This window comes from Pseudomonas sp. B5(2017), assembly GCF_002112825.1.
Taxonomy (GTDB): domain Bacteria; phylum Pseudomonadota; class Gammaproteobacteria; order Pseudomonadales; family Pseudomonadaceae; genus Aquipseudomonas; species Aquipseudomonas putida_Z.
In genome coordinates this window covers 14,091-34,383 of the sequence record NZ_NEIR01000006.1, presented here as the reverse complement: position 1 = coordinate 34,383, position 20,293 = coordinate 14,091, and the positions used below count along the sequence as shown (strand labels likewise).

Here is a 20,293-nt window from a genome sequence, read left to right as displayed (position 1 = left end):
GCATGAGCGAAAATCAAACGTACGACTCCTCCAGCATCAAGGTGCTGAAAGGTTTGGATGCCGTGCGCAAGCGCCCCGGCATGTACATTGGCGACACCGATGATGGTAGCGGCCTGCACCACATGGTCTTCGAGGTGGTCGACAACTCGATCGACGAAGCCCTCGCCGGTCACTGCGATGACATCACCGTCATCATCCACCCGGACGAATCCATCAGTGTGCGCGACAACGGTCGCGGCATTCCGGTCGACGTGCATAAAGAAGAAGGCGTTTCCGCAGCCGAGGTCATCATGACCGTGCTGCACGCTGGCGGTAAGTTCGACGACAACTCCTACAAGGTATCCGGCGGTCTGCACGGCGTAGGTGTTTCTGTTGTGAACGCCCTGTCCGAGAAACTGGTACTGACCGTTCGCCGTAGCGGCAAAATTTGGGAACAGACCTACGTTCACGGTGTTCCACAGGCGCCGATGGCGGTTGTCGGTGACAGCGAAACCACCGGTACCCACATCCACTTCAAGCCTTCGGCTGAAACCTTCAAGAACATTCACTTCAGCTGGGACATCCTGGCCAAGCGTATCCGCGAGCTGTCGTTCCTCAACTCGGGCGTTGGCATCCTGCTGAAGGATGAACGTAGCGGCAAGGAAGAGTTCTTCAAGTACGAAGGCGGCCTGCGTGCGTTCGTCGAGTACCTGAACACCAACAAGACCCCGGTCAACTCCCAGGTATTCCACTTCAACGTCCAGCGTGACGATGGCGTGGGTGTTGAAGTCGCCCTGCAGTGGAACGACAGCTTCAACGAAAACCTGCTGTGCTTCACCAACAACATTCCGCAGCGTGATGGCGGTACTCACCTGGTGGGCTTCCGTTCCTCGCTGACCCGTAGCCTGAACAGCTACATCGAACAGGAAGGCCTGGCCAAGAAGAACAAGGTGGCGACCACTGGCGACGACGCCCGTGAAGGCCTGACCGCCATCATCTCGGTGAAGGTGCCGGACCCTAAGTTCAGCTCGCAGACCAAGGACAAGCTGGTCTCCTCGGAGGTGAAAACCGCCGTGGAACAGGAGATGAACAAGTACTTCGCCGACTTCCTGCTGGAAAACCCGAACGAGGCCAAGGCCGTCGTTGGCAAGATGATCGATGCTGCCCGTGCCCGTGAAGCGGCACGTAAAGCCCGTGAAATGACTCGCCGTAAAGGCGCGCTGGATATTGCCGGCCTGCCAGGCAAACTGGCGGACTGCCAGGAAAAGGACCCTGCCCTTTCCGAACTGTACCTGGTGGAGGGTGACTCCGCGGGTGGCTCGGCGAAGCAAGGCCGCAACCGTCGTACCCAGGCAATCCTGCCGTTGAAGGGTAAAATCCTCAACGTCGAGAAAGCGCGCTTCGACAAGATGATCTCGTCCCAGGAAGTGGGCACGCTGATCACTGCACTGGGCTGCGGTATCGGCCGCGAAGAGTACAACATCGACAAGCTGCGTTATCACAACATCATCATCATGACCGATGCTGACGTTGACGGTTCGCACATCCGTACCCTGCTGCTGACCTTCTTCTTCCGTCAGCTGCCGGAGCTGGTCGAGCGCGGCTACATCTACATTGCCCAGCCACCGCTGTACAAGGTGAAGAAAGGCAAGCAGGAGCAGTACATCAAGGACGACGAGGCCATGGAAGAGTACATGACCCAGTCGGCCCTGGAAGATGCCAGCCTGCACCTGGACGAGTCGGCACCAGCGGTTTCCGGTGTGCAGTTGGAAGCACTGGTGAATGAATTCCGTAGTGTCATGAAGACACTCAAGCGTCTGTCTCGCTTGTACCCGGAAGAGCTGACCGAGCACTTCATCTACCTGCCGGAGGTGAGCCTGGAACAGCTGGGTGACCACGCGGTGATGCAAGCCTGGCTGGCCCAGTTCCAGGAACGTCTGAACAACAGCCAGAAGTCCGGACTGGTTTACAAAGCCAGCCTGCGCGAAGACAAAGAGCGCAACGTATGGTTGCCAGAAGTGGAAGTTACCTCCCACGGCCTGGCCAGCTACGTCACCTTCAACCGTGACTTCTTTGGCAGTAATGACTACCGTACCGTAGTCAACATTGGTGCCAAGCTGTCCAGCTTGTTGGGCGAAGGTGCTTACGTGCAGCGCGGTGAGCGCCGCAAGGCAATTGTCGAGTTCAAGGAAGGCCTGGATTGGCTGATGAACGAAACCACCAAGCGCCACACCATCCAGCGATACAAAGGGCTGGGCGAGATGAACCCTGAGCAGCTGTGGGAAACCACCATGGACCCAACCGTCCGCCGTATGCTCAAGGTCACCATCGAGGATGCGATCGCAGCCGACCAGATCTTCAACACCCTGATGGGTGATGCGGTCGAGCCACGTCGTGACTTCATCGAAAGCAACGCGCTGTCGGTATCGAACCTGGACTTCTGATCCGGTGTAGATCGCCAGGCACTAAAAAGCCCGCGAAAGCGGGCTTTTTAGTGCCTGCAGAAATCAGTAACCGCTGAGGACGTTGACGATCACACCACTGGCAATAGCCACCAGCACATAGTCCCCGTTCACATACAACCAACGGTGATCACGCGGTGGCGCATACAGGTGGCGTGCTTTCCAGTCGGTCACCCAGTAACGGTCGCCACGATAATGCGGGTCAACCACATGGCCACGCTGCCACTGCTGATGCGGAACCGGCATGCCCTGTTGTGGGCGGAAGTTCGGGTCGCGGTAGGCGGGACCGCGGCCATTGTCATGTCGGCCTTGGTACTGTGGCTGACCATGCGGTGGGTTGCCCTGGTGCGATGGGCCGCCATCATGCCGGTCAGGTGGGCCTGGCTGCGCGAAACTGGCCAAGGGGGCGCTGAGCATGAGCGCGGCGCAGATCACGGTCAGGGTTTTCTTCATTTTGCGGTCCTCTGCATGTTGACGCCTGGCGGAAGCTGACTGGTTGCCAGGTTCGGTTAACTGATCAGACCACAATCATTCCCGCTTAATGTCAGGACAGAGGTAAAGGTCCGGTAAAGGTCCGTGAAGCGCCATCACTGTGGGAGCGGGTTTACCCGCGAACACCGGCGAAGCCGGTGCCATCCACCGCGTCAAATTCTTCGCGGGTAAACCCGCTCCCACAGGTATTGCGCCGTATTAAGGGCCTGTACGGCGATACGGCCAGCACAGCCAACGCGTCAATTCAGGCCAAGCTCCTTCAACCGGCGATACAGGGTACGCTCGCTCAGGCCAAGGTGACGGGCCAGTTCACTGCGCGAGCCCTTGAACTGTTCCAGTGCCTGCGCCAGCTCACCCAGGTGATTGCGCCGGCCACCTGTCTTGATCGCCCCCGCTGGGCCGATATCCTCCGGCAAATGCTCGGGCCGGATCAGCCCGTCATCGGCAAACAAGCGCGCCCTTTCCAGAATGTTGCGCAGTTCGCGAATGTTGCCCGGGAATGGATGCAGCCCAAGCTGCTGCAAAGCTTCGTCGCTCAGCCTGGGCGTCGGCTTGCCTGCCATGCGCTGCAGCAGGCTCTGGGCGAGCAAGGGCAGGTCTTCTACCCGTTCGCGCAACGCCGGCAGACGGATCGGGAAGCCGCTGATGCGGTAGTACAGGTCTTCACGGAAGGTGCCGTCCGCGACCATTTGCCTGAGCGGTTTATGGGTTGCCGACACCAGGCGAAAATCCGAATGCACCGTGCGCAGGCTACCCACCGGGCGGAAACTGCCGGACTCGATCAGGCGCAGCAGCTTCACCTGCATCGCCAGCGGTACTTCGCCAATTTCATCGAGGAACAGGGTGCCGCCATGCGCCGCTTCAGCCAGGCCGATCTTGCGCTGGTTGGCGCCAGTGAACGCGCCCTTCTCGTAGCCGAACAACTCGCTCTCGAACAACGACTCGGTCAGGCCGGTACAGTCGACCACCACCAATGGGCCGTTGGCCCTGGGGCTGCCCATGTGCACCGCACGGGCGAACAGTTCCTTGCCGGTACCCGACTCACCCTGCAGCAATACCGGGATCTGCGCCGGCGCCGCACGTTGCAGGCTGGCCAGGGCCGCCTTGAACGCAGGCGCCCGGCCGACCAGGCCTTGTTCCTGAGGCTGCGCCGACGCGAAGGTGATGCTGGTCAGGCGTTCGACAAAGGCCACCACCCTGCCCTGTTCATCCAGGATCGGCCGCAGCTCGACATCCACATGCTCGGGGCCGCGTGGTGTGTGATGAATGTGCAACACCCGCTCCGGAACCTTGCTGTGCCACGCCTTGCGCATCGGGCAATGCTCGCCGGCCTGGTCGCAAGGCACGGCGTAGTGGTGCGAGACCTTGTGGCATTTCTCACCCAGTGGCGCCTGCTCATGGCGACCGAACTGGCGGCGATAGGCAGCGTTGGCCGCCAGGATGTTGTAGTCGGTATCCAGCACGATGGTTGGCAGGGCATCGTGCTCAAGATAGGAAACCAAAGCTAGGATGAGGGGATGGGCTTCAGGCATGACGGCACCGATTGGATGACCGGCGCAGGGTAACAAGGACTGCCAAACACTGCCATTGGCTGACAGTCGACTGCCATCTGCGCTGCCACTGTCGTCGGCAATTGTCAGCAACGGGCCGGTTTCATTGGCCCAAGCGCAGGAAAATGCCTGGCATGCATCTTGATAAACCTCCTGGCACTGCCTACGCCTGTACAAGGCTGGGCGGATAAATTGGAGAACGCGATGATCATCGGCAACAACCTGCACGTGGATGCCTTTTACGACAAGGCGACCTCGACCATCAGCTACCTGGTCATGGACCGTGAAACCCGCCAATGCGCATTGATCGACAGTGTGCTGGATTACGACCCCAAGTCCGGGTGCACTTGCACTGCGTCGGCGGACCGCCTGATCCAGCGCGTGACCGAGCTTGAAGCCAGCGTGCAGTGGGTGCTGGAAACCCATGTGCATGCCGACCACCTTTCGGCGGCGGCCTATTTGAAGGAAAAGCTCGGCGGCCATACCGCCATCGGCGCGCACATCACCCAGGTACAGAAAGTGTTCGGTGCCCTGTTCAACGCCGAGCCTGGCTTCGCCCGCGATGGCAGCCAGTTCGATGTGTTGTTCGAGGACGAGGAAGGTTTCCGCATTGGCAACCTGCATGCCCGCGCGTTGCACACCCCGGGGCACACGCCTGCGTGCATGAGCTTCATGATCGAGGACGCCGGCGAGATAGCGGTGTTCGTCGGCGACACCCTGTTCATGCCCGACTACGGTACCGCCCGTTGCGACTTCCCTGGGGCCGATGCCCGCACCCTGTACCGCTCGATCCGTCGCCTGCTGGCCTTCCCCGACCAGACCCGGCTGTTCATGTGCCACGACTACCTGCCAGGTGGCCGTGACATGCAGTACGTCACCACCGTGGCCGAGCAGCGCGCCAACAATATTCATATCCACCAGGGCATCGATGAGGACAGCTTCGTCGCCATGCGTGAAGCCCGCGACAAGACCCTCGACATGCCCGTGCTGATCCTGCCTTCGGTGCAGGTGAACATGCGCAGCGGCCAATTCCCCGCGCCGGAAGATAACGGTGTGAGCTACCTGAAGATTCCGCTGAACAAGCTGTGACCGCCCTGCCCCATAACCAGATTTACAGGATTTACCGCCATGCCTGCCTTGTTGTCCCCTGCCAATACCGACCACCACAAAGTGGTCATCGTCGGTGCCGGCGCCGCCGGAATCGCCACCGCTTCCAGCTTGATCAGCCGTGACCCGTCGCTGGATGTGACCTTGATCGACCCCGCCGAAGTGCATTACTACCAGCCCGGCTGGACCATGGTCGGTGCCGGTGTGTTCAAGGCGCCAAGCACTGCCCGCACCATGGCCTCGACCATTCCGCGCGGCGTGCGCTGGATAAAGGCACGCGTGCAGGGGTTCGACCCGCTGGGCCAACTGGTCCTCCTCGAAGGCGGCCGCGCCATCAGTTATGAACAGTTGGTGGTCTGCCCCGGCCTCAAGCTGGATTGGGCGGCCATTGATGGCCTCAGCGAGACCTTGGGCCGCAACGGCGTCACCTCCAACTACCGCTACGACCTGGCGCCCTACACCTGGGAACTGGTACAGAAGCTCAAGCAAGGCCGAGCCCTGTTTTGCCAGCCACCCATGCCGATCAAGTGCGCAGGCGCGCCGCAGAAGGCGCTGTACCTGTCTTGCGACCACTGGCTGCGGCACGGTCACCTGGGGGCTGTGAAAGCCAGTTTCTTCAATGCCGGCGCAGTGTTGTTCGGAGTGGCGGACTACGTGCCCGCACTGATGAAGTACATCGACAAGTACGCCGTGGATCTCAATTTTTCCCACCGCCTGGTCGCCGTGGACGGCCCGAACAAGCGCGCCACCTTCGTGCGCACCTTGGCCGATGGCAGCAGCGAAACCCGTATCGAGGCCTTCGACATGCTGCACGTGGTACCGCCGCAGGTGGCACCGGACTTCATTCGTGAAAGCCCGTTGGCCGACAGCGTCGGCTGGGTCGATGTCGACCCGCACACCCTGCGCCATCGCCACTTCACCAATGTCCATGCCCTTGGGGACGTGACCAACACCAGCAATGCCAAGACCGCCGCCGCTGCACGCAAGCAGGCTCCGGTCGTTGCCAACAACGTGCTGGTGGCCCTGGGCAGGTTGCCTACCCTGGCCCAGTACGATGGTTATGGCTCGTGCCCGCTCACCGTCGAGCGCGGCAAGATCGTCCTGGCCGAGTTCACCTATGGCGGCAAGCTGGCTCCAAGCTTCCCCAACTGGTTGCTGGATGGCCGCAAGCCGACACGTCTGGCCTGGTTGCTCAAGGCGCAGGTGCTGCCACCCTTGTACTGGAAAGGCATGCTCAAGGGCCGCGAGTGGCTGGCACGGCCACAGCCACTGGTAGCCGAGGGCCGGCAGTGATCGAACATCAAATACTGGGAGCGGGCCTGGGCGCGATCATCGGTGCCGTGCTGGCGTTGACCGGTGCCGGCGGTGGCATTCTCGCAGTGCCTTTGCTGGTGTTTGGCCTGGGGCTGTCGATGGTCGAGGCGGCACCGGTCGGCCTGCTGGCCGTAGGCATGGCGGCAGCGGTGGGTGCTGTGCTGGGCTTGCGGCAGGGCCTGGTGCGCTACCGCGCGGCGCTGTTCATCGCATTGATCGGTGTGGCAGCGGCGCCGTTTGGGCTGATGCTGGCGCACCGCCTGCCGAACACGCCGCTGCAGTTGGTGTTCGCCGGGGTGCTGGTTTATGCCTGCCTGCGCATCTGGCGCAAGGCGGCCAAGGAACTGCGCGGCGAAGCCAATGATGCCCATCGCTACATCGAACCCTGCGTGCTGAACCCGCTGCAGGGCCGTTTGCGCTGGACCCTGCCCTGCGCGCGCGCCCTGGCCTTCACCGGCGCATTGTCCGGGCTGCTGTCCGGCCTGCTCGGCGTGGGCGGTGGCTTTGTCATCATCCCGGCCCTTAACCGCTACACCAACCTGCGCATGGCCAGCATCGTTTCCACCTCGCTGGCAGTGATCGCGCTGGTGTCCACCGGCAGTGTGGTCAGCGCCAGCCTGGCAGGGGTCATGCACTGGCAGGTTGGCGCCCCGTTCGCCGTCGGTGCGGTGCTCGGCCTGCTGCTGGCGCGGCCATTGGCGGCCAGGCTGGCCGGGCCGCGCTTGCAGCAGATGTTTGCCGTGGCCGGTTGGGCTGCGGCCCTACTGCTGGCCGGCAAGGCGCTACTGGGCTAGCAGCTCGCTCTGTTCTGCCGCGCACAGCGCCAGCAGGTAGTCCCACACTACCCGCAGGCGCACCGACTTGTGCAGTTCGCGGCGGGTGCAGATCCAGTAGCTGCGCTGGATGGTTTCGCCAGGCAGCACGCGCACCAGCGTCGGGTCGTGGCGGGCCATGTAGTTGGGCAGTACGGCGATGCCCAACCCGGCGCGGGCGGCGGTTTGCTGGGCGATCACGCTGGTGCTGCGAAACACCACGTTGGGGGCCCGACAGAAGCTGTTGAGAAACAGCAGTTCCTGGCTGAACAGCAAGTCGTCGACGTAGCCGATCCAACTGTGCCGGGCCAGGTCCTCGCGGTTGCGCAGCGGGGGCGCGCGATCCAGGTAGTCCTGGCTGGCGTACAGGGCCAGGCGATAGTCGGTGAGCTTGCGGGTGATCAGCAGGTCGGCGTTGGGCCGTTCCAGGTGGATGCTGATCTCTGCCTCGCGGTTGAGGATGCTGACGAAGCGCGGTACCGCCACCAGCTCCACTTCCAGGCCGGGGTAGCGGTCGAACAGCGCATTCATGCGCGGGGTGAAGAACATGATGCCGATGCCTTCGGTCACCCCCAGGCGAATCTTGCCCAGCGGCGTGATGGCCTGGGTGATTTCTTCCTGCGCCAGCAGGGCGACGTTCTCCATGGCTTCGGCGTGCTTGAGCAGGGCCTGGCCCGATGGGGTCAGTTCATAGCCCTGGGCATGCTGCACGAACAGCGCAGTACCCAGGCTTTGCTCGATGCTCTCGATGTGCCGGGCCACGGTGCTGTGGGTGGTGTTGAGGCGCTTGGCGGCGGTAAGCAGGCGGCCGCTGCGCTGCAACTCGAGGAAAAACCGCAGATCGTTCCAGTCGAACATGCTTGTCCCTATGCATCCAGACCGCGCGAACCTTTGTAGGAGCGGCCTTGTGTCGCGATGGGGCGCGCAGCGGCCCTGAATTCAGCAAACTCGGTCTACCTGAAGGACCACATGTGCTGACTCAGGGCCGCTGCGCGCCCCATCGCGACACAAGGCCGCTCCTACAGGACCGCGCCGTTGCCGTGATGATCGCTGTGCTAAAACGCACAGCGGCTGCGCGAAATCTCGTGTTTCCTCCACGAAATTACTCACTAAGATGGATCGGGACAAGAATAATAATCAGGCCCGAGGTTGCACATGCCATCAGCCGATTCTGTCTTCGACTACGTGGTCGTAGGGGCCGGTCCCGCCGGTTGCCTGTTGGCCAATCGTTTGTCCGCCGACCCTTCCTGCCGAGTGCTGCTGCTGGAAGCGGGTGGGCGCGACAACTATCCCTGGATCCATATCCCCGTCGGTTACCTCTATTGCATCGGCAACCCGCGCACCGACTGGTGCTTCAAGACCGAGGCTCAGGCCGGCCTGGGCGGTCGTGCGCTGGGCTATCCACGCGGCAAGGTGCTGGGTGGCTGCTCCTCGATCAACGGCATGATCTACATGCGCGGCCAGGCCGCCGACTACGACCGTTGGGCCGAGCAAGGCAACGACGGCTGGGCCTGGAAGGACGTACTGCCGTTGTTCAAGGCCAGCGAAAGCCACTTTGCCGGCGCCAGCGAGCACCACGGTGGTGATGGCGAATGGCGGGTCGAGCGCCAGCGCTACAGTTGGCCGATCCTCGATGCCTTCCGTGATGCCGCCGAGCAAAGCGGCATCGGCAAGGTCGATGACTTCAATACCGGCGACAACCAGGGCTGTGGATATTTCCAGGTCAACCAGCGCAGCGGTGTGCGCTGGAACGCTTCCAAGGCTTTCCTGCGGCCGATCAAGGACCGCCCCAACCTCACCGTGCTGACCGGCGTTCAGGTTGACCAGGTGCTGCTCAACAACACCCGTGCACGGGCGGTAAAGGCGTTCTGGCAGGGTGCCTGGCACGAGTTTGCGGCACGTCGCGAGATCATCCTCTGTGCGGGTGCTGTGGGCTCTCCCGGTATCCTGCAGCGCTCCGGCATCGGCCCGCGGCAGTTACTGGAAAGCCTGGGCATTGGCGTGCGTCACGACATGCCCGGTGTTGGCGGCAACCTGCAGGATCACCTGCAACTGCGCCTGATCTACCAGATCCGCAATACCCGAACCCTGAACCAGATGGCCAACAGCCTGTGGGGCAAGATGGGCATGGGTCTGCGCTACCTCTATGACCGCAGTGGCCCGCTGGCCATGGCGCCGAGCCAACTGGGCGCGTTCGTGCGTTCGAGCCCGGAGCAGGCCACTGCCAACCTGCAGTACCACGTGCAGCCGCTGTCACTTGAACGCTTCGGCGAGCCACTGCACAGGTTCCCGGCCTTTACCGCCTCGGTGTGCAACCTGCGCCCGGCCAGCCGCGGGCGTATCGATATCCGCAGCAGCGACATGAACAGCACACCGCTGATCGACCCCAACTACCTCAGCGACCCCCAGGACCTGCGCGTCGCCGCCGATTCCATTCGCCTTACCCGGCGTATCGTCCAGGCCCCTGCCCTCGCTGCGTTCGACCCAAAGGAATACCTGCCGGGCCCAGCCCTGCAAACCGAAGAAGAGCTGTTCGAAGCCGCCGGCAAGATAGGTACCACCATCTTCCACCCGGTAGGCACCTGCCGCATGGGCAATAGCGAACTGGACGTTGTGGATAACCAGTTGCGCGTACACGGCATCCCTGGCCTGCGCGTGGCGGACGCCTCGATCATGCCGCAGATCACCTCCGGCAATACTTGTTCACCCACCCTGATGATCGCCGAGAAGGCGGCTCAACTGATCCTCAAAGGAGCTGCTACCCAGACCTATCTGAACGAAGACGCGATACCGACGCCCTGACCCCGGGTGCGTGCAGTACCGGCAGCTGGCGGTCAGAAGCTGCCGACAGTGGAACAACAAGAATAATCACTGTGGCCTGCGGGCCGAGGACAGCAACGATGTCGGATTACATCCAAGAGCAGGGTGCGGCGGCCAGCAGCTCCAGCCGTCGTGAAGAACGCAAGATCATTTTCGCGTCATCCCTCGGGACAGTTTTCGAGTGGTATGACTTTTTTCTCTATGGTGCGCTGGCAGCGGTCATCAGCAAGCAGTTCTTCGCTGGCGTGAACGACACCACCGCCTTCATCTTCGCCCTCATGGCCTTTGCCGCCGGCTTCCTGGTGCGGCCGTTCGGTGCGCTGGTGTTCGGCCGGCTGGGCGACATGATCGGGCGCAAGTACACCTTCCTGGTCACCATCGTGCTGATGGGCCTGTCCACCTTCGCGGTGGGGTTGTTGCCCTCCTACGCCAGCATCGGCATCGCGGCACCGATCATCCTGGTGGTCCTGCGCATGCTGCAGGGGCTGGCGCTGGGTGGTGAATACGGCGGCGCGGCCACCTATGTGGCCGAGCATGCACCGCCCGGCAAGCGCGGTTTCCACACGGGTTTCATCCAGTCCACCGCCACCCTTGGCCTGTTGTTGTCGCTGGTGGTGGTGCTGGGCAGCCGCTATATCAGTGGCGACCAGTTCGAAACCTGGGGTTGGCGCCTGCCGTTCCTGCTGTCGATCGTGCTGCTGGCGATTTCCACCTGGATCCGCATGAGCATGCACGAGTCGCCGGCCTTCGTGAAAATGAAGGCCCAGGGCAAGGTCAGCAAGTCGCCGATCCGTGAGTCGTTCACCTCCTGGCCGAACCTTAAAGTGGTGCTCACCGCCCTGTTCAGCATCAACGCCGGGCAGGCTGTGACCTTCTACACGGCGCAGTTCTACGTGCTGTTCTTCATGACCCAGATGCTGAAGATGGACCCGGCCCAGGCCAACACCCTGCTGATCATCAGCGTGGTCATTGGTGCGCCGTTCTTCGTGTTCTTCGGCTGGTTGTCCGACCGTATTGGCCGCAAGCCGATCCTGATGCTCGGCCTGCTCCTGGCCACGGTGCTGTACTTCCCGCTGTTCAAGGCGCTGAGCCACTACGCCAACCCACAGATCGACGCGGCCAGCCGCCAGGCGCCGATCGTTGTCACTGCCGACCCGCAAGGCTGCACCTTCCAGTTCGACCCGGTGGGCAAGGCGCGTTTCGACAGCCCGTGCGACAAGGTCAAGACCTTCCTGGTCAAGCAGGGCCTACCGTACAGCTCGGTGGATGTGGCCGGCAGCGATGTGGTGGTCAACATCGGTGACAAGACCATCAACGGCTTCGACGAAGCGGCCATGCGTGCGGCGGTGGAACAGGCCGGCTACCCGGCCAAGGCCGACCCTGGGCAGGTCAACCAGGTGATGGTGGTGGTGCTGATCGTGGCGATGATCCTGATCGCGACCATGACCTATGGCCCGCTGGCGGCGGTGATGGTCGAGCTGTTCCCGACCCGCATCCGCTACACCTCCATGTCGCTGCCCTACCATATCGGCAACGGCTGGTTCGGTGGCTTCCTGCCAACGGTGTCGTTCGCGCTGGTGGTGTATACCGGGGATATCTTCTACGGGCTGTGGTACCCGGTGCTGGTGACCGGGGTCAGCCTGGTGGTGGGGATCTTCTGCCTGAAAGAAACCAAGGACGTGGATATCGACAAAATCTGACGGTTGGCACGGGCTTCTTGTAGGAGCGGCCTTGTGTCGCGAAAGGGCCGCAAAGCGGCCCCGGGGCATCAGCAGTGATGCGCAAATTGCTGGGGCTGCCTTGCAGCCCTGTCGCGACACAAGGCCGCTCCTACACCGATCACCCACACCCGCATGAGCCCATAAAAAAACCGGCTGTAAAAGCCGGTTTTCTTATGCCCAGAAAAAACTTATGCACGATTTTCAGAAAAATGTCATACACAGAAATAAACAGCTAATTCAAACACTTAGCTATCAATTCAGGCTTTTAATCCAAAAACAGTTCACAAGTTATCCACAGATGGTCAGGCCATCTGTTCCTGGGGTTTTTCCTCTGCTGGCGGCAGCGAACCCATGGCCCGCTGGGTCGCTTCGTTCCACGCCGCGGCGCGGTCGTTGAGCTCGGCGATGGCCCGTGGCCCGGTGCCGTTGGCGTACATCGGTTCGCCAATCACCACCTCGATGGTGCCAGCGCGCTTGCCCCAACCGGTCTTCGGCCAGAACTTGCCGGCGTTATGGGCAATCGGCAGCACCGGCAGCCCGGCATTCACTGCCAGCGCGGTACCGCCACGGGAGAACTTGCCCATGGTGCCGAATGGCACGCGGGTGCCTTCCGGGAAGATCAGCACCCAGGTCTTCTGCTTGAGCAGCTCGTCACCCTTGCTGGCTACCTGGCGCAGGGCTTCCTTGGGGTTATCGCGGTTGATCGCGATCGGCCGCAGCATGGCCATGGCCCAACCGAAGAACGGCACGTACAGCAACTCGCGCTTGAGCACCTGGCTCAGCGGCGAGAAATACTGGGAAAGGAAGAAGGTTTCCCAGGTGCTCTGGTGGTTGGACAGGATCACGCAAGGCTCATCAGGCACGTTCTCGGCGCCAGTGATCTTGTAGTCGATACCCAGGATGGTGCGCACCAGGAACAACGCGCAACGGCACCAGTACACGTTGATGAACTTGTAGCGCTTGGGGAACGACAGGAACGGCGCGACGAAGAAGCTCAGCGAGCACCACAGCAGCGAACTGGTGCCCAGCAGCAGGTAAAAAAGAAAGATTCTGATCGCCTGCAGGATCGACATAGTGGCTTGTACCATTGCGGGGCATGCCCGCCTGAGAAAAATGCGCCCGAAGGCGCACTGTTTAAATTAGTTCTCTGGCGATAGCTGCCAGATCGTCGAAAATCAGTGTAGTTTCCGGGACGCCTTTTTCCAGGGTCCGCTCGCCCTTGCCGGTTTTCACCAGCACGGGTTGTGCACCGACGGCCAGGGCGGCCTCCAGGTCACCTTTGCTGTCGCCAACGAACCAGACGCCTTCCAGGCCGACCTGGTAATGCTCGGCGATCGCCCGCAGCATGCCAGGCTTGGGCTTGCGGCAATCGCAGCCTTCGTCCGGCCCGTGCGGGCAATACACGATGTGACCCACCTCGCCACCCTGCTCGGCCACCAGCGCGCGCAGGCGCGCGTGCATGGCCTCGAGGGTTGCCAGCGCATAGTAGCCACGGGCAATGCCGGACTGGTTGGTGGCCACGGCCACCGTCCAGCCCGCCTTGCTCAACTGCGCGATCGCTTCGACCGAGCCAGGGATCGGCACCCACTCGTCCAGCGTCTTGATATAGGCGTCGGAGTCGTAGTTGATGACTCCGTCACGGTCGAGAATCAGCAGTTTCAAGGCTTACCCCAGCAGCGAAATGTCGGCCACGCCCAGGAACAGGCCGCGCAGGCGGCTGAGCAGGGCATAACGGTTGGCGCGTACCTTGGCATCCTCGGCGTTGACCATCACCGCCTCGAAGAAGGCGTCGACCGGGTCACGCAGGGCCGCCAGGCGGGCCAGCGATTCGCTGTACTGGCGTGCAGCAGCCATCGGTTGCACGGCCTGGTCGGCCTGCTGGATGGCCGAGTACAGGGAGAACTCGTTGGCGTTGTCGAAGTACTTCGGCTCGACGTGATCGGCGATGGCGCCTTCGGCCTTGCTCAGCAGGTTCGACACGCGCTTGTTCACCGCGGCCAGGGCCTCGGCTTCCGGCAGCTTGCGGAAGGCTTGTACAGCCTGCACGCGCTGGTCGAAGTCCAGGGCAGAACCTGGTTGCAGGGCACGTACCGACAGGTAGGTGGCCACGTCGATGCCTTCGTCTTCGTAACGCGCACGCAGGCGGTCGAAGATGAACTCCAGCACCTGTTCGGCCAGGCCGGCGGCCTTGACCTTGGTGCCGAACTGCTTGACCGCGAACTCGACCGCACCGGTCAGGTCCAGGTCCAGCTGCTTCTCGATCAGGATACGCAGCACGCCCAGGGCGGCACGGCGCAGGGCGTACGGGTCCTTGCTGCCGGTAGGCAGCATGCCGATGCCGAAGATGCCGACCAGGGTGTCGAGCTTGTCGGCGATGGCCACGGCAGCACCGGTAAGGGTCTGCGGCAGCTCGGCGCCGGCACCGCGCGGCATGTACTGCTCGTTCAGGGCCAGGGCCACGTCTTCCGGCTCACCGTCGTTGAGCGCGTAGTAGTAACCGGCAACACCCTGCATCTCAGGGAATTCGCCGACCATCTCGGTGGCCAGGTCGCACTTCGACAGCAGGCCGGCACGGCCGGCGCGCTGGGCGTCGCCGCCGATCAGCGGGGCGATGAAGGCGGCCAGCCTGGAAACGCGCTCGGCCTTGTCGTACACGGTACCCAGCTGAGCCTGGAACACCACGTTCTTCAGGCGCTCGTTGAAGGTTTCCAGCGGCTGCTTCTTGTCCTGCTTGAAGAAGAACTCGGCGTCGGTCAGGCGTGGGCGCACGACCTTCTCGTTGCCTTGCACGATCTGCTTCGGGTCGCGGCTCTCGACGTTGGCCACGGTGATGAAGCGCGGCAGCAGCTTGCCTTCACTGTCCAGCAGGCAGAAGTACTTCTGGTTGTCCTGCATGGTGGTGATCAGGGCTTCCTGCGGCACTTCGAGGAAACGCTCCTCGAACGAGCACACCAGCGGCACCGGCCACTCGACCAGGGCGGTCACTTCGTCCAGCAGTGCCGGCGGCACGATGGCGCTGCCTTCCTGCTGCATGGCCAGTTCGGCGGTACGCTTGCTGATCAGCTCGCGGCGCTCGGCGAAGTCGGCCAGCACGTAGGCTTTGCGCAGGTCTTCGACGTAGTTGGCCGGGGTGGTGATGACCACGTTTTCCGGGTGGTGGAAGCGATGGCCACGGGATTCACGGCCGGCCTTCTGCGACAGGATGGTGCAGTCGACCACCTGGTCGCCCAGCAGCATCACCAGCCATTGGGTCGGGCGCACGAACTCTTCACGGCTGGCCGCCCAGCGCATGCGCTTGGGGATCGGCAGGTCGTTGAGCGAATCTTCGACGATGGTCGGCAGCAGGCCAGCGGTGGCCTTGCCCGGGATGTGCTGGGAGAAACGCAGCTTGGCGCCGGTCTGGTCGATTTCCGACAGATCCACACCGCATTTCTTGGCAAAGCCCAAGGCAGCCTGGGTCGGCTCGCCGTCTTTGAAAGCAGCCTGCAGGGGCGGGCCGTCGATATTGATGCTGCGGTCAGGCTGCTGCACGTCCAGCTGGCGGATCAGCACGGCCAGGCGACGCGGCGCGGCGTAAACCTGCTTGCCGGTGTAGTTCAGGCCAGCGGCCTGCAGGCCTTTCTCGATACCCGCCAGGAAGGCTTCGCCAAGGCTGGCGAGGGCCTTCGGTGGCAGCTCCTCGGTGCCCAGTTCTACCAGGAAATCTTGAGCACTCATTGTGCAGCCTCCAGCTTAGCCAACACTTCGTCACGCAGTTCAGGGGTGGCCATCGGGAAGCCCAGGCGTGCGCGGGCTTGCAGATAGCTTTGCGCCACGTCCCGGGCCAGGGTACGTACACGCAGGATGTAGCGCTGGCGCTCGGTTACCGAGATGGCGCGGCGGGCGTCCAGCAGGTTGAAGGTGTGCGAGGCCTTCAGCACCATTTCATAGGTCGGCAGCGGCAGGTCCAGCTTGATCAGGCGGTTGGCTTCGCTTTCGTAGAAGTCGAACAGCTCGAACAGCTTCTCGACGTTGGCGTGCTCGAAGTTGTAGGTCGACTGCTCCACCTCGTTCTGGTGGAACACGTCGCCGTAGGTGACCTTGCCGAACGGGCCGTCGGCCCACACCAGGTCGTACACCGAGTCGACGCCCTGGATGTACATGGCCAGGCGCTCCAGGCCGTAGGTGATTTCACCGGTGACCGGGTAGCACTCGATACCGCCTACCTGCTGGAAGTAGGTGAACTGGGTGACTTCCATGCCGTTGAGCCAGATTTCCCAGCCCAGGCCCCAGGCGCCGAGGGTCGGCGATTCCCAGTTGTCTTCGACGAAGCGAATGTCGTGGACCAGCGGGTCCAGGCCGATGGCTTTCAGCGAGCCGAGGTACAGCTCCTGGAAGTTGGCCGGGTTGGGCTTCAGTACCACCTGGAACTGGTAGTAGTGCTGCAGGCGGTTGGGGTTTTCGCCATACCGCCCGTCGGCAGGGCGACGGCTAGGCTGCACATAGGCGGCGTTCCAGGTTTCTGGACCCACGGCGCGCAGGAATGTAGCGGTGTGGAAAGTGCCGGCGCCTACTTCCATATCGTAGGGCTGAAGCACCACACAACCTTGCTCGGCCCAGTAGTTCTGCAGGGCGAGGATCAGGTCTTGGAAGGTACGCACGGCTGGCGTAGGCTGGCTCACGAAATTCACCTGTATCTGGGGATGCGGATGTAAAGAGCGGGAGTATAACCTGATTCGCCTCGCCCTCTACTCATTGGAGCCTTATGCCACGCTGCTTTTGGTGTACCGACGATCCGTTGTACCAGGCCTACCATGACCAGGAATGGGGAACGCCCCAGCGTGACCCGGCGTTGCTGTTCGAGATGCTTTTGCTCGAAGGGTTCCAGGCGGGGCTGTCGTGGATCACCGTTTTGCGTAAGCGCGAGCGTTATCGCGAGGTGATGCACGGCTTCGATCCTGTGAAACTCGCCGTCATGAGCGACGAACGCATCGAGGAGCTGATGCAGGATGCCGGCATCATCCGCAACCGCCTCAAGCTAAAGGCTGCCAGGCGCAATGCCCAGGCCTGGCTGGCTGTGGACAACCCCGCCGACTGGCTCTGGTCATTCGTTGGTGGTGCGCCGAAGATCAACCACTTCACGGGCCGCAGCGAGGTGCCAGCGGTTACCGATGAAGCCAAGGCGATGAGCAAAGCCCTGCAGAAAGCCGGCTTCACGTTCGTTGGCCCGACCATCTGCTATGCCTTCATGCAGGCCACCGGCATGGTCATGGACCACACCACCGATTGCGATCGCTACGCCGCCTTGTTGCGCTGAGGGGTTACAATGCGCGCCTTGCTGAAATAAGGAATTCGCCTGTGGAAAAGTTCAAGGGCGCCCTGATGGTCGGGGTGCTGCGTCTGTTTGCCAAGCTGCCCTGGGGCGCTGTGCAGCGCGTCGGCGCCGGTATCGGCTGGCTGATGTGGAAGATCCCCAACGGCTCGCGCAATGTCGTGCGCATCAACCTGGCCAAGTGCTTCCCGGAGATGGACCCGGCCGAGCGCGAGCAGCTGGTTGGCCGCGCGTTGAAGGATATCGGTAAATCCTTCGTCGAAAGTGCCTGTGCCTGGATCTGGCCGCCGCAGCGCTCGCTGGAGCTGGTCAAGGAAGTGCACGGCCTGGAAGTGCTGGAGCAGGCCCTGGCCTCGGGCAAGGGCGTGGTCGGCATCACCAGCCACCTGGGCAACTGGGAAGTGCTGAACCACTTCTACTGCAACCAGTGCAAACCGATCATCTTCTACCGCCCGCCGAAGCTGAAGGCGGTGGATGACCTGCTGCGTGAGCAGCGGGTGCAGATGGGCAACCGCGTGGCGCCTTCGACCAAGGAAGGCATCCTCAGCGTGATCAAGGAAGTGCGCCGTGGTGGCCAGGTGGGTATTCCTGCCGACCCGGAGCCGGCGGAGTCGGCGGGGGTGTTCGTGCCGTTCCTGGGTACTCAGGCGCTGACCAGCAAGTTCGTGCCGAACATGCTGGCCGGGGGCAAGGCGGTGGGGGTGTTCCTGCATGCCCTGCGGCTGCCGGATGGCTCGGGCTTCAAGGTGTTCCTGGAGGCGGCGCCAGAAGAGATGTACAGCACCGACGTGACCGTGTCGGCAGCGGCGATGAGCAAGGTGGTCGAGCGCTATGTGCGCGAGTACCCGAGCCAGTACATGTGGAGCATGAAGCGCTTCAAGAAGCGCCCGGCTGGCGAGCCGCGCTGGTATTGAGATTTTCACTGTCCCCTGTGGGAGCGGGTTTACCCGCGAATGCGTCGGTGAATCCAACATCGCATTCGCGGGTGAACCCGCTCCCACAGGGACCGCGTTAACCTGATGTCTTGTTGAGCTTCTTCAGGAACACGGTCATCTCTTTCTCTGCCTGCTTGTCCCCATGGGCCTGCGCCGCCACGATCCCCTCCTCCCAGGCCTTGCGCGCCGCCGCCAGGTCACCCTGCAGCTGATGCGCCTTGCCCAGCAGCTTCCACGCCGCCGAGTACTTCGGGTCCTGTTCCACGCACCGTGCCAGATGCAGCGCCGCTTCAGCACCATTGCCTTCGTCCAGCCAGGCCTTGCCCAAGCCGAACCTCAACAACGGGTTATCCACACCCTTGGCCAGCATCTTCTCCAGCGATTCGCGCATGCCCTGTGCTCCTAGAAGAAACTCAAGCCGACGTGGAACAGCTTCTCCACATCCCGAATATGCTTTTTATCCACAACGAACAGGATCACATGGTCGCCCGATTCGATCATGGTGTCGTCGTGGGCAATCATCACCTCTTCGTCACGAATGATCGCGCCGATGGTAGTGCCCGGCGGCAGGGCGATGTCTTCGATCGCCTTGCCGACCACCTTGCTCGACTTCGAATCCCCGTGCGCCACCGCTTCGATAGCTTCGGCCGCGCCACGGCGCAGCGAGTGCACGCTGACGATGTCGCCCCGGCGCACATGCGCCAGCAAGGTGCCGATGGTGGCCAGCTGCGGGCTGATGGCGATGTCGATGTCGCCACCCTGCACCAGGTCGACATAGGCCGGGTTGTTGATGATGGTCATCACCTTGCGCGCACCCAGGCGCTTGGCCAGCAGCGACGACATGATGTTGGCCTCGTCGTCGTTGGTCAGGGCCAGGAAGATGTCGGCGTCGGCGATGTTCTCCTCCAGCATCAGGTCCTTGTCCGAGGCGCTGCCCTGCAGCACCACGGTGCTTTCCAGGGTGTCGGAGAGGTGTCGGCAACGGGCCGGGCTCATCTCGATGATCTTCACCTGGTAGCGGCTTTCGATGGCCTCGGCCAGGCGTTCGCCGATCTGCCCGCCACCGGCGATGACCACACGCTTGTTGGTTTCGTCGATACGGCGCAGCTCACCCATCACCGCGCGGATGTCCTTCTTCGCGGCGATGAAGAACACTTCGTCGTCGGCTTCGATCACCGTGTCGCCCCGCGGGGTGATCGGGCGGTCGCGGCGGAAGATGGCCGCCACGCGGGTGTCGACGTTGGGCATGTGCGCGCGGATCTGGCGCAGTTGCTGGCCTACCAATGGGCCGCCGTAGTACGCCTTCACTGCCACCAGTTGGGCCTTGCCTTCGGCGAAGTCGATTACCTGCAGCGAGCCCGGGTGCTCGATCAGGCGCTTGATGTAGTTGGTCACTACCTGCTCGGGGCTGATCAGCACGTCGACCGGGATATGGTCGTTGTCGAACAGCTCTTCACGGGTCAGGTAGGCCGACTCGCGCACCCGGGCGATCTTGGTCGGGGTGTGGAACAGCGAATAGGCCACCTGGCAGGCGACCATGTTGGTCTCGTCACTGTTGGTTACCGCCACCAGCATGTCGGCGTCGTCGGCACCGGCCTGGCGCAACACCGTAGGCAGCGAGCCGCGGCCTTGCACGGTGCGGATGTCCAGGCGGTCGCCCAGGTCGCGCAGGCGGTCGCCGTCAGTGTCGACCACGGTGATGTCGTTGGCTTCGCTGGCCAGGTGCTCCGCCAGCGTACCGCCTACCTGCCCTGCGCCGAGGATGATGATCTTCATCCGCTACTCCCTAC

Annotated in this window: 17 protein-coding genes; 8 read left to right on the top strand and 9 right to left on the bottom strand. The window is 62.5% G+C overall.

What is annotated here, in order from left to right; translation table 11 throughout:
- Window positions 1-2 precede the first annotated feature (2 nt).
- Window positions 3-2,423 (top strand): DNA topoisomerase (ATP-hydrolyzing) subunit B, encoded by a 2,421-nt coding sequence (gyrB, locus tag CAG00_RS10560; RefSeq protein ID WP_013970249.1) that lies wholly within the window; start codon window positions 3-5, stop codon window positions 2,421-2,423.
- A gap of 63 nt (window positions 2,424-2,486) precedes the next feature.
- Here the strand turns inward: gyrB and CAG00_RS10555 are convergent, their stop codons facing one another.
- Window positions 2,487-2,894 carry an RcnB family protein gene (locus tag CAG00_RS10555; protein WP_015268427.1) on the bottom strand — a complete coding sequence of 136 codons (408 nt, stop codon included), beginning with the start codon at window positions 2,892-2,894 and terminating at the stop codon, window positions 2,487-2,489.
- Between the two features lie 278 nt (window positions 2,895-3,172).
- Window positions 3,173-4,465, bottom strand: coding sequence for a sigma-54-dependent Fis family transcriptional regulator (locus tag CAG00_RS10545; RefSeq protein ID WP_085664232.1), 1,293 nt, complete (start codon window positions 4,463-4,465; stop codon window positions 3,173-3,175).
- Window positions 4,466-4,687: 222 nt separating this feature from the next.
- On the opposite strand from CAG00_RS10545, the gene CAG00_RS10540 reads away from it, so the two are divergent.
- From CAG00_RS10540 to CAG00_RS10530, 3 genes are read left to right on the top strand one after another with little or no spacing between them, the layout of a single operon-like run.
- Window positions 4,688-5,572, top strand: coding sequence for an MBL fold metallo-hydrolase (locus tag CAG00_RS10540; RefSeq protein WP_085664231.1), 885 nt, complete (start codon window positions 4,688-4,690; stop codon window positions 5,570-5,572).
- 39 nt (window positions 5,573-5,611) lie between these two features.
- On the top strand, window positions 5,612-6,883 hold the full coding sequence (locus CAG00_RS10535; RefSeq protein ID WP_085664230.1) for an FAD/NAD(P)-binding oxidoreductase: 1,272 nt from the start codon (window positions 5,612-5,614) through the stop codon (window positions 6,881-6,883).
- Window positions 6,880-7,698 carry a sulfite exporter TauE/SafE family protein gene (locus CAG00_RS10530; RefSeq protein ID WP_013970254.1) on the top strand — a complete coding sequence of 273 codons (819 nt, stop codon included), beginning with the start codon at window positions 6,880-6,882 and terminating at the stop codon, window positions 7,696-7,698. The genes CAG00_RS10535 and CAG00_RS10530 overlap by 4 nt, the downstream gene beginning before the upstream one ends.
- Here CAG00_RS10530 and CAG00_RS10525 read toward each other — a convergent pair.
- Window positions 7,687-8,574 (bottom strand): LysR family transcriptional regulator, encoded by an 888-nt coding sequence (locus CAG00_RS10525; protein WP_013970255.1) that lies wholly within the window; start codon window positions 8,572-8,574, stop codon window positions 7,687-7,689. The two genes, CAG00_RS10530 and CAG00_RS10525, sit on opposite strands and share 12 nt — an antisense overlap.
- 297 nt (window positions 8,575-8,871) lie before the next feature.
- Here CAG00_RS10525 and CAG00_RS10520 point away from each other — a divergent pair, with 297 nt between their 5' ends.
- Window positions 8,872-10,518, top strand: a complete 1,647-nt coding sequence (locus tag CAG00_RS10520; RefSeq protein WP_085664229.1) for a GMC family oxidoreductase — start codon at window positions 8,872-8,874, stop codon at window positions 10,516-10,518.
- Window positions 10,519-10,616: 98 nt separating this feature from the next.
- Window positions 10,617-12,236, top strand: a complete 1,620-nt coding sequence (locus CAG00_RS10515; RefSeq protein ID WP_085664228.1) for an MFS transporter — start codon at window positions 10,617-10,619, stop codon at window positions 12,234-12,236.
- A 323-nt stretch (window positions 12,237-12,559) separates the two neighbouring features.
- On the opposite strand, the gene CAG00_RS10510 is transcribed toward CAG00_RS10515, so the two are convergent.
- Genes CAG00_RS10510 through glyQ form a run of 4 tightly spaced genes read right to left on the bottom strand, consistent with a single transcriptional unit; the run spans window position 12,560 to window position 16,918 of the window.
- Complete coding sequence (locus CAG00_RS10510; protein ID WP_025337179.1) at window positions 12,560-13,345, bottom strand: 1-acyl-sn-glycerol-3-phosphate acyltransferase; 786 nt, start codon at window positions 13,343-13,345, stop codon at window positions 12,560-12,562.
- A 46-nt stretch (window positions 13,346-13,391) separates the two neighbouring features.
- Window positions 13,392-13,919, bottom strand: coding sequence for a D-glycero-beta-D-manno-heptose 1,7-bisphosphate 7-phosphatase (gene gmhB / locus CAG00_RS10505; RefSeq protein WP_025337180.1), 528 nt, complete (start codon window positions 13,917-13,919; stop codon window positions 13,392-13,394).
- A gap of 3 nt (window positions 13,920-13,922) precedes the next feature.
- Window positions 13,923-15,974 (bottom strand): glycine--tRNA ligase subunit beta, encoded by a 2,052-nt coding sequence (gene glyS / locus CAG00_RS10500; RefSeq protein ID WP_085588885.1) that lies wholly within the window; start codon window positions 15,972-15,974, stop codon window positions 13,923-13,925.
- Window positions 15,971-16,918 (bottom strand): glycine--tRNA ligase subunit alpha, encoded by a 948-nt coding sequence (gene glyQ / locus CAG00_RS10495; protein WP_025337182.1) that lies wholly within the window; start codon window positions 16,916-16,918, stop codon window positions 15,971-15,973. The genes glyS and glyQ overlap by 4 nt, the downstream gene beginning before the upstream one ends.
- An 83-nt stretch (window positions 16,919-17,001) precedes the next feature.
- Here glyQ and CAG00_RS10490 point away from each other — a divergent pair, with 83 nt between their 5' ends.
- Both CAG00_RS10490 and CAG00_RS10485 read left to right on the top strand, forming a co-directional pair.
- On the top strand, window positions 17,002-17,553 hold the full coding sequence (locus CAG00_RS10490; RefSeq protein ID WP_003260004.1) for a DNA-3-methyladenine glycosylase I: 552 nt from the start codon (window positions 17,002-17,004) through the stop codon (window positions 17,551-17,553).
- 41 nt (window positions 17,554-17,594) lie between these two features.
- Window positions 17,595-18,482, top strand: a complete 888-nt coding sequence (locus CAG00_RS10485; RefSeq protein ID WP_003260003.1) for a lysophospholipid acyltransferase — start codon at window positions 17,595-17,597, stop codon at window positions 18,480-18,482.
- A gap of 97 nt (window positions 18,483-18,579) precedes the next feature.
- Here the strand turns inward: CAG00_RS10485 and CAG00_RS10480 are convergent, their stop codons facing one another.
- Together CAG00_RS10480 and trkA are read right to left on the bottom strand one after the other, a co-directional pair.
- Window positions 18,580-18,894 carry a tetratricopeptide repeat protein gene (locus CAG00_RS10480; protein WP_085616036.1) on the bottom strand — a complete coding sequence of 105 codons (315 nt, stop codon included), beginning with the start codon at window positions 18,892-18,894 and terminating at the stop codon, window positions 18,580-18,582.
- Between the two features lie 11 nt (window positions 18,895-18,905).
- Window positions 18,906-20,279, bottom strand: coding sequence for a Trk system potassium transporter TrkA (gene trkA, locus CAG00_RS10475; RefSeq protein WP_013970264.1), 1,374 nt, complete (start codon window positions 20,277-20,279; stop codon window positions 18,906-18,908).
- Window positions 20,280-20,293: the final 14 nt, after the last annotated feature.

Coding starts and splice junctions, on each gene's coding strand:
- gyrB (WP_013970249.1), top strand. CDS start 3: ATGAGCGAAAATCAAACGTACGACTCCTCCAGCATCAAGGTGCTGAAA.
- CAG00_RS10555 (WP_015268427.1), bottom strand. CDS start 2,894: ATGAAGAAAACCCTGACCGTGATCTGCGCCGCGCTCATGCTCAGCGCC.
- CAG00_RS10545 (WP_085664232.1), bottom strand. CDS start 4,465: ATGCCTGAAGCCCATCCCCTCATCCTAGCTTTGGTTTCCTATCTTGAG.
- CAG00_RS10540 (WP_085664231.1), top strand. CDS start 4,688: ATGATCATCGGCAACAACCTGCACGTGGATGCCTTTTACGACAAGGCG.
- CAG00_RS10535 (WP_085664230.1), top strand. CDS start 5,612: ATGCCTGCCTTGTTGTCCCCTGCCAATACCGACCACCACAAAGTGGTC.
- CAG00_RS10525 (WP_013970255.1), bottom strand. CDS start 8,574: ATGTTCGACTGGAACGATCTGCGGTTTTTCCTCGAGTTGCAGCGCAGC.
- CAG00_RS10520 (WP_085664229.1), top strand. CDS start 8,872: ATGCCATCAGCCGATTCTGTCTTCGACTACGTGGTCGTAGGGGCCGGT.
- CAG00_RS10515 (WP_085664228.1), top strand. CDS start 10,617: ATGTCGGATTACATCCAAGAGCAGGGTGCGGCGGCCAGCAGCTCCAGC.
- CAG00_RS10510 (WP_025337179.1), bottom strand. CDS start 13,345: ATGGTACAAGCCACTATGTCGATCCTGCAGGCGATCAGAATCTTTCTT.
- glyS (WP_085588885.1), bottom strand. CDS start 15,974: ATGAGTGCTCAAGATTTCCTGGTAGAACTGGGCACCGAGGAGCTGCCA.
- CAG00_RS10490 (WP_003260004.1), top strand. CDS start 17,002: ATGCCACGCTGCTTTTGGTGTACCGACGATCCGTTGTACCAGGCCTAC.
- CAG00_RS10480 (WP_085616036.1), bottom strand. CDS start 18,894: ATGCGCGAATCGCTGGAGAAGATGCTGGCCAAGGGTGTGGATAACCCG.
- trkA (WP_013970264.1), bottom strand. CDS start 20,279: ATGAAGATCATCATCCTCGGCGCAGGGCAGGTAGGCGGTACGCTGGCG.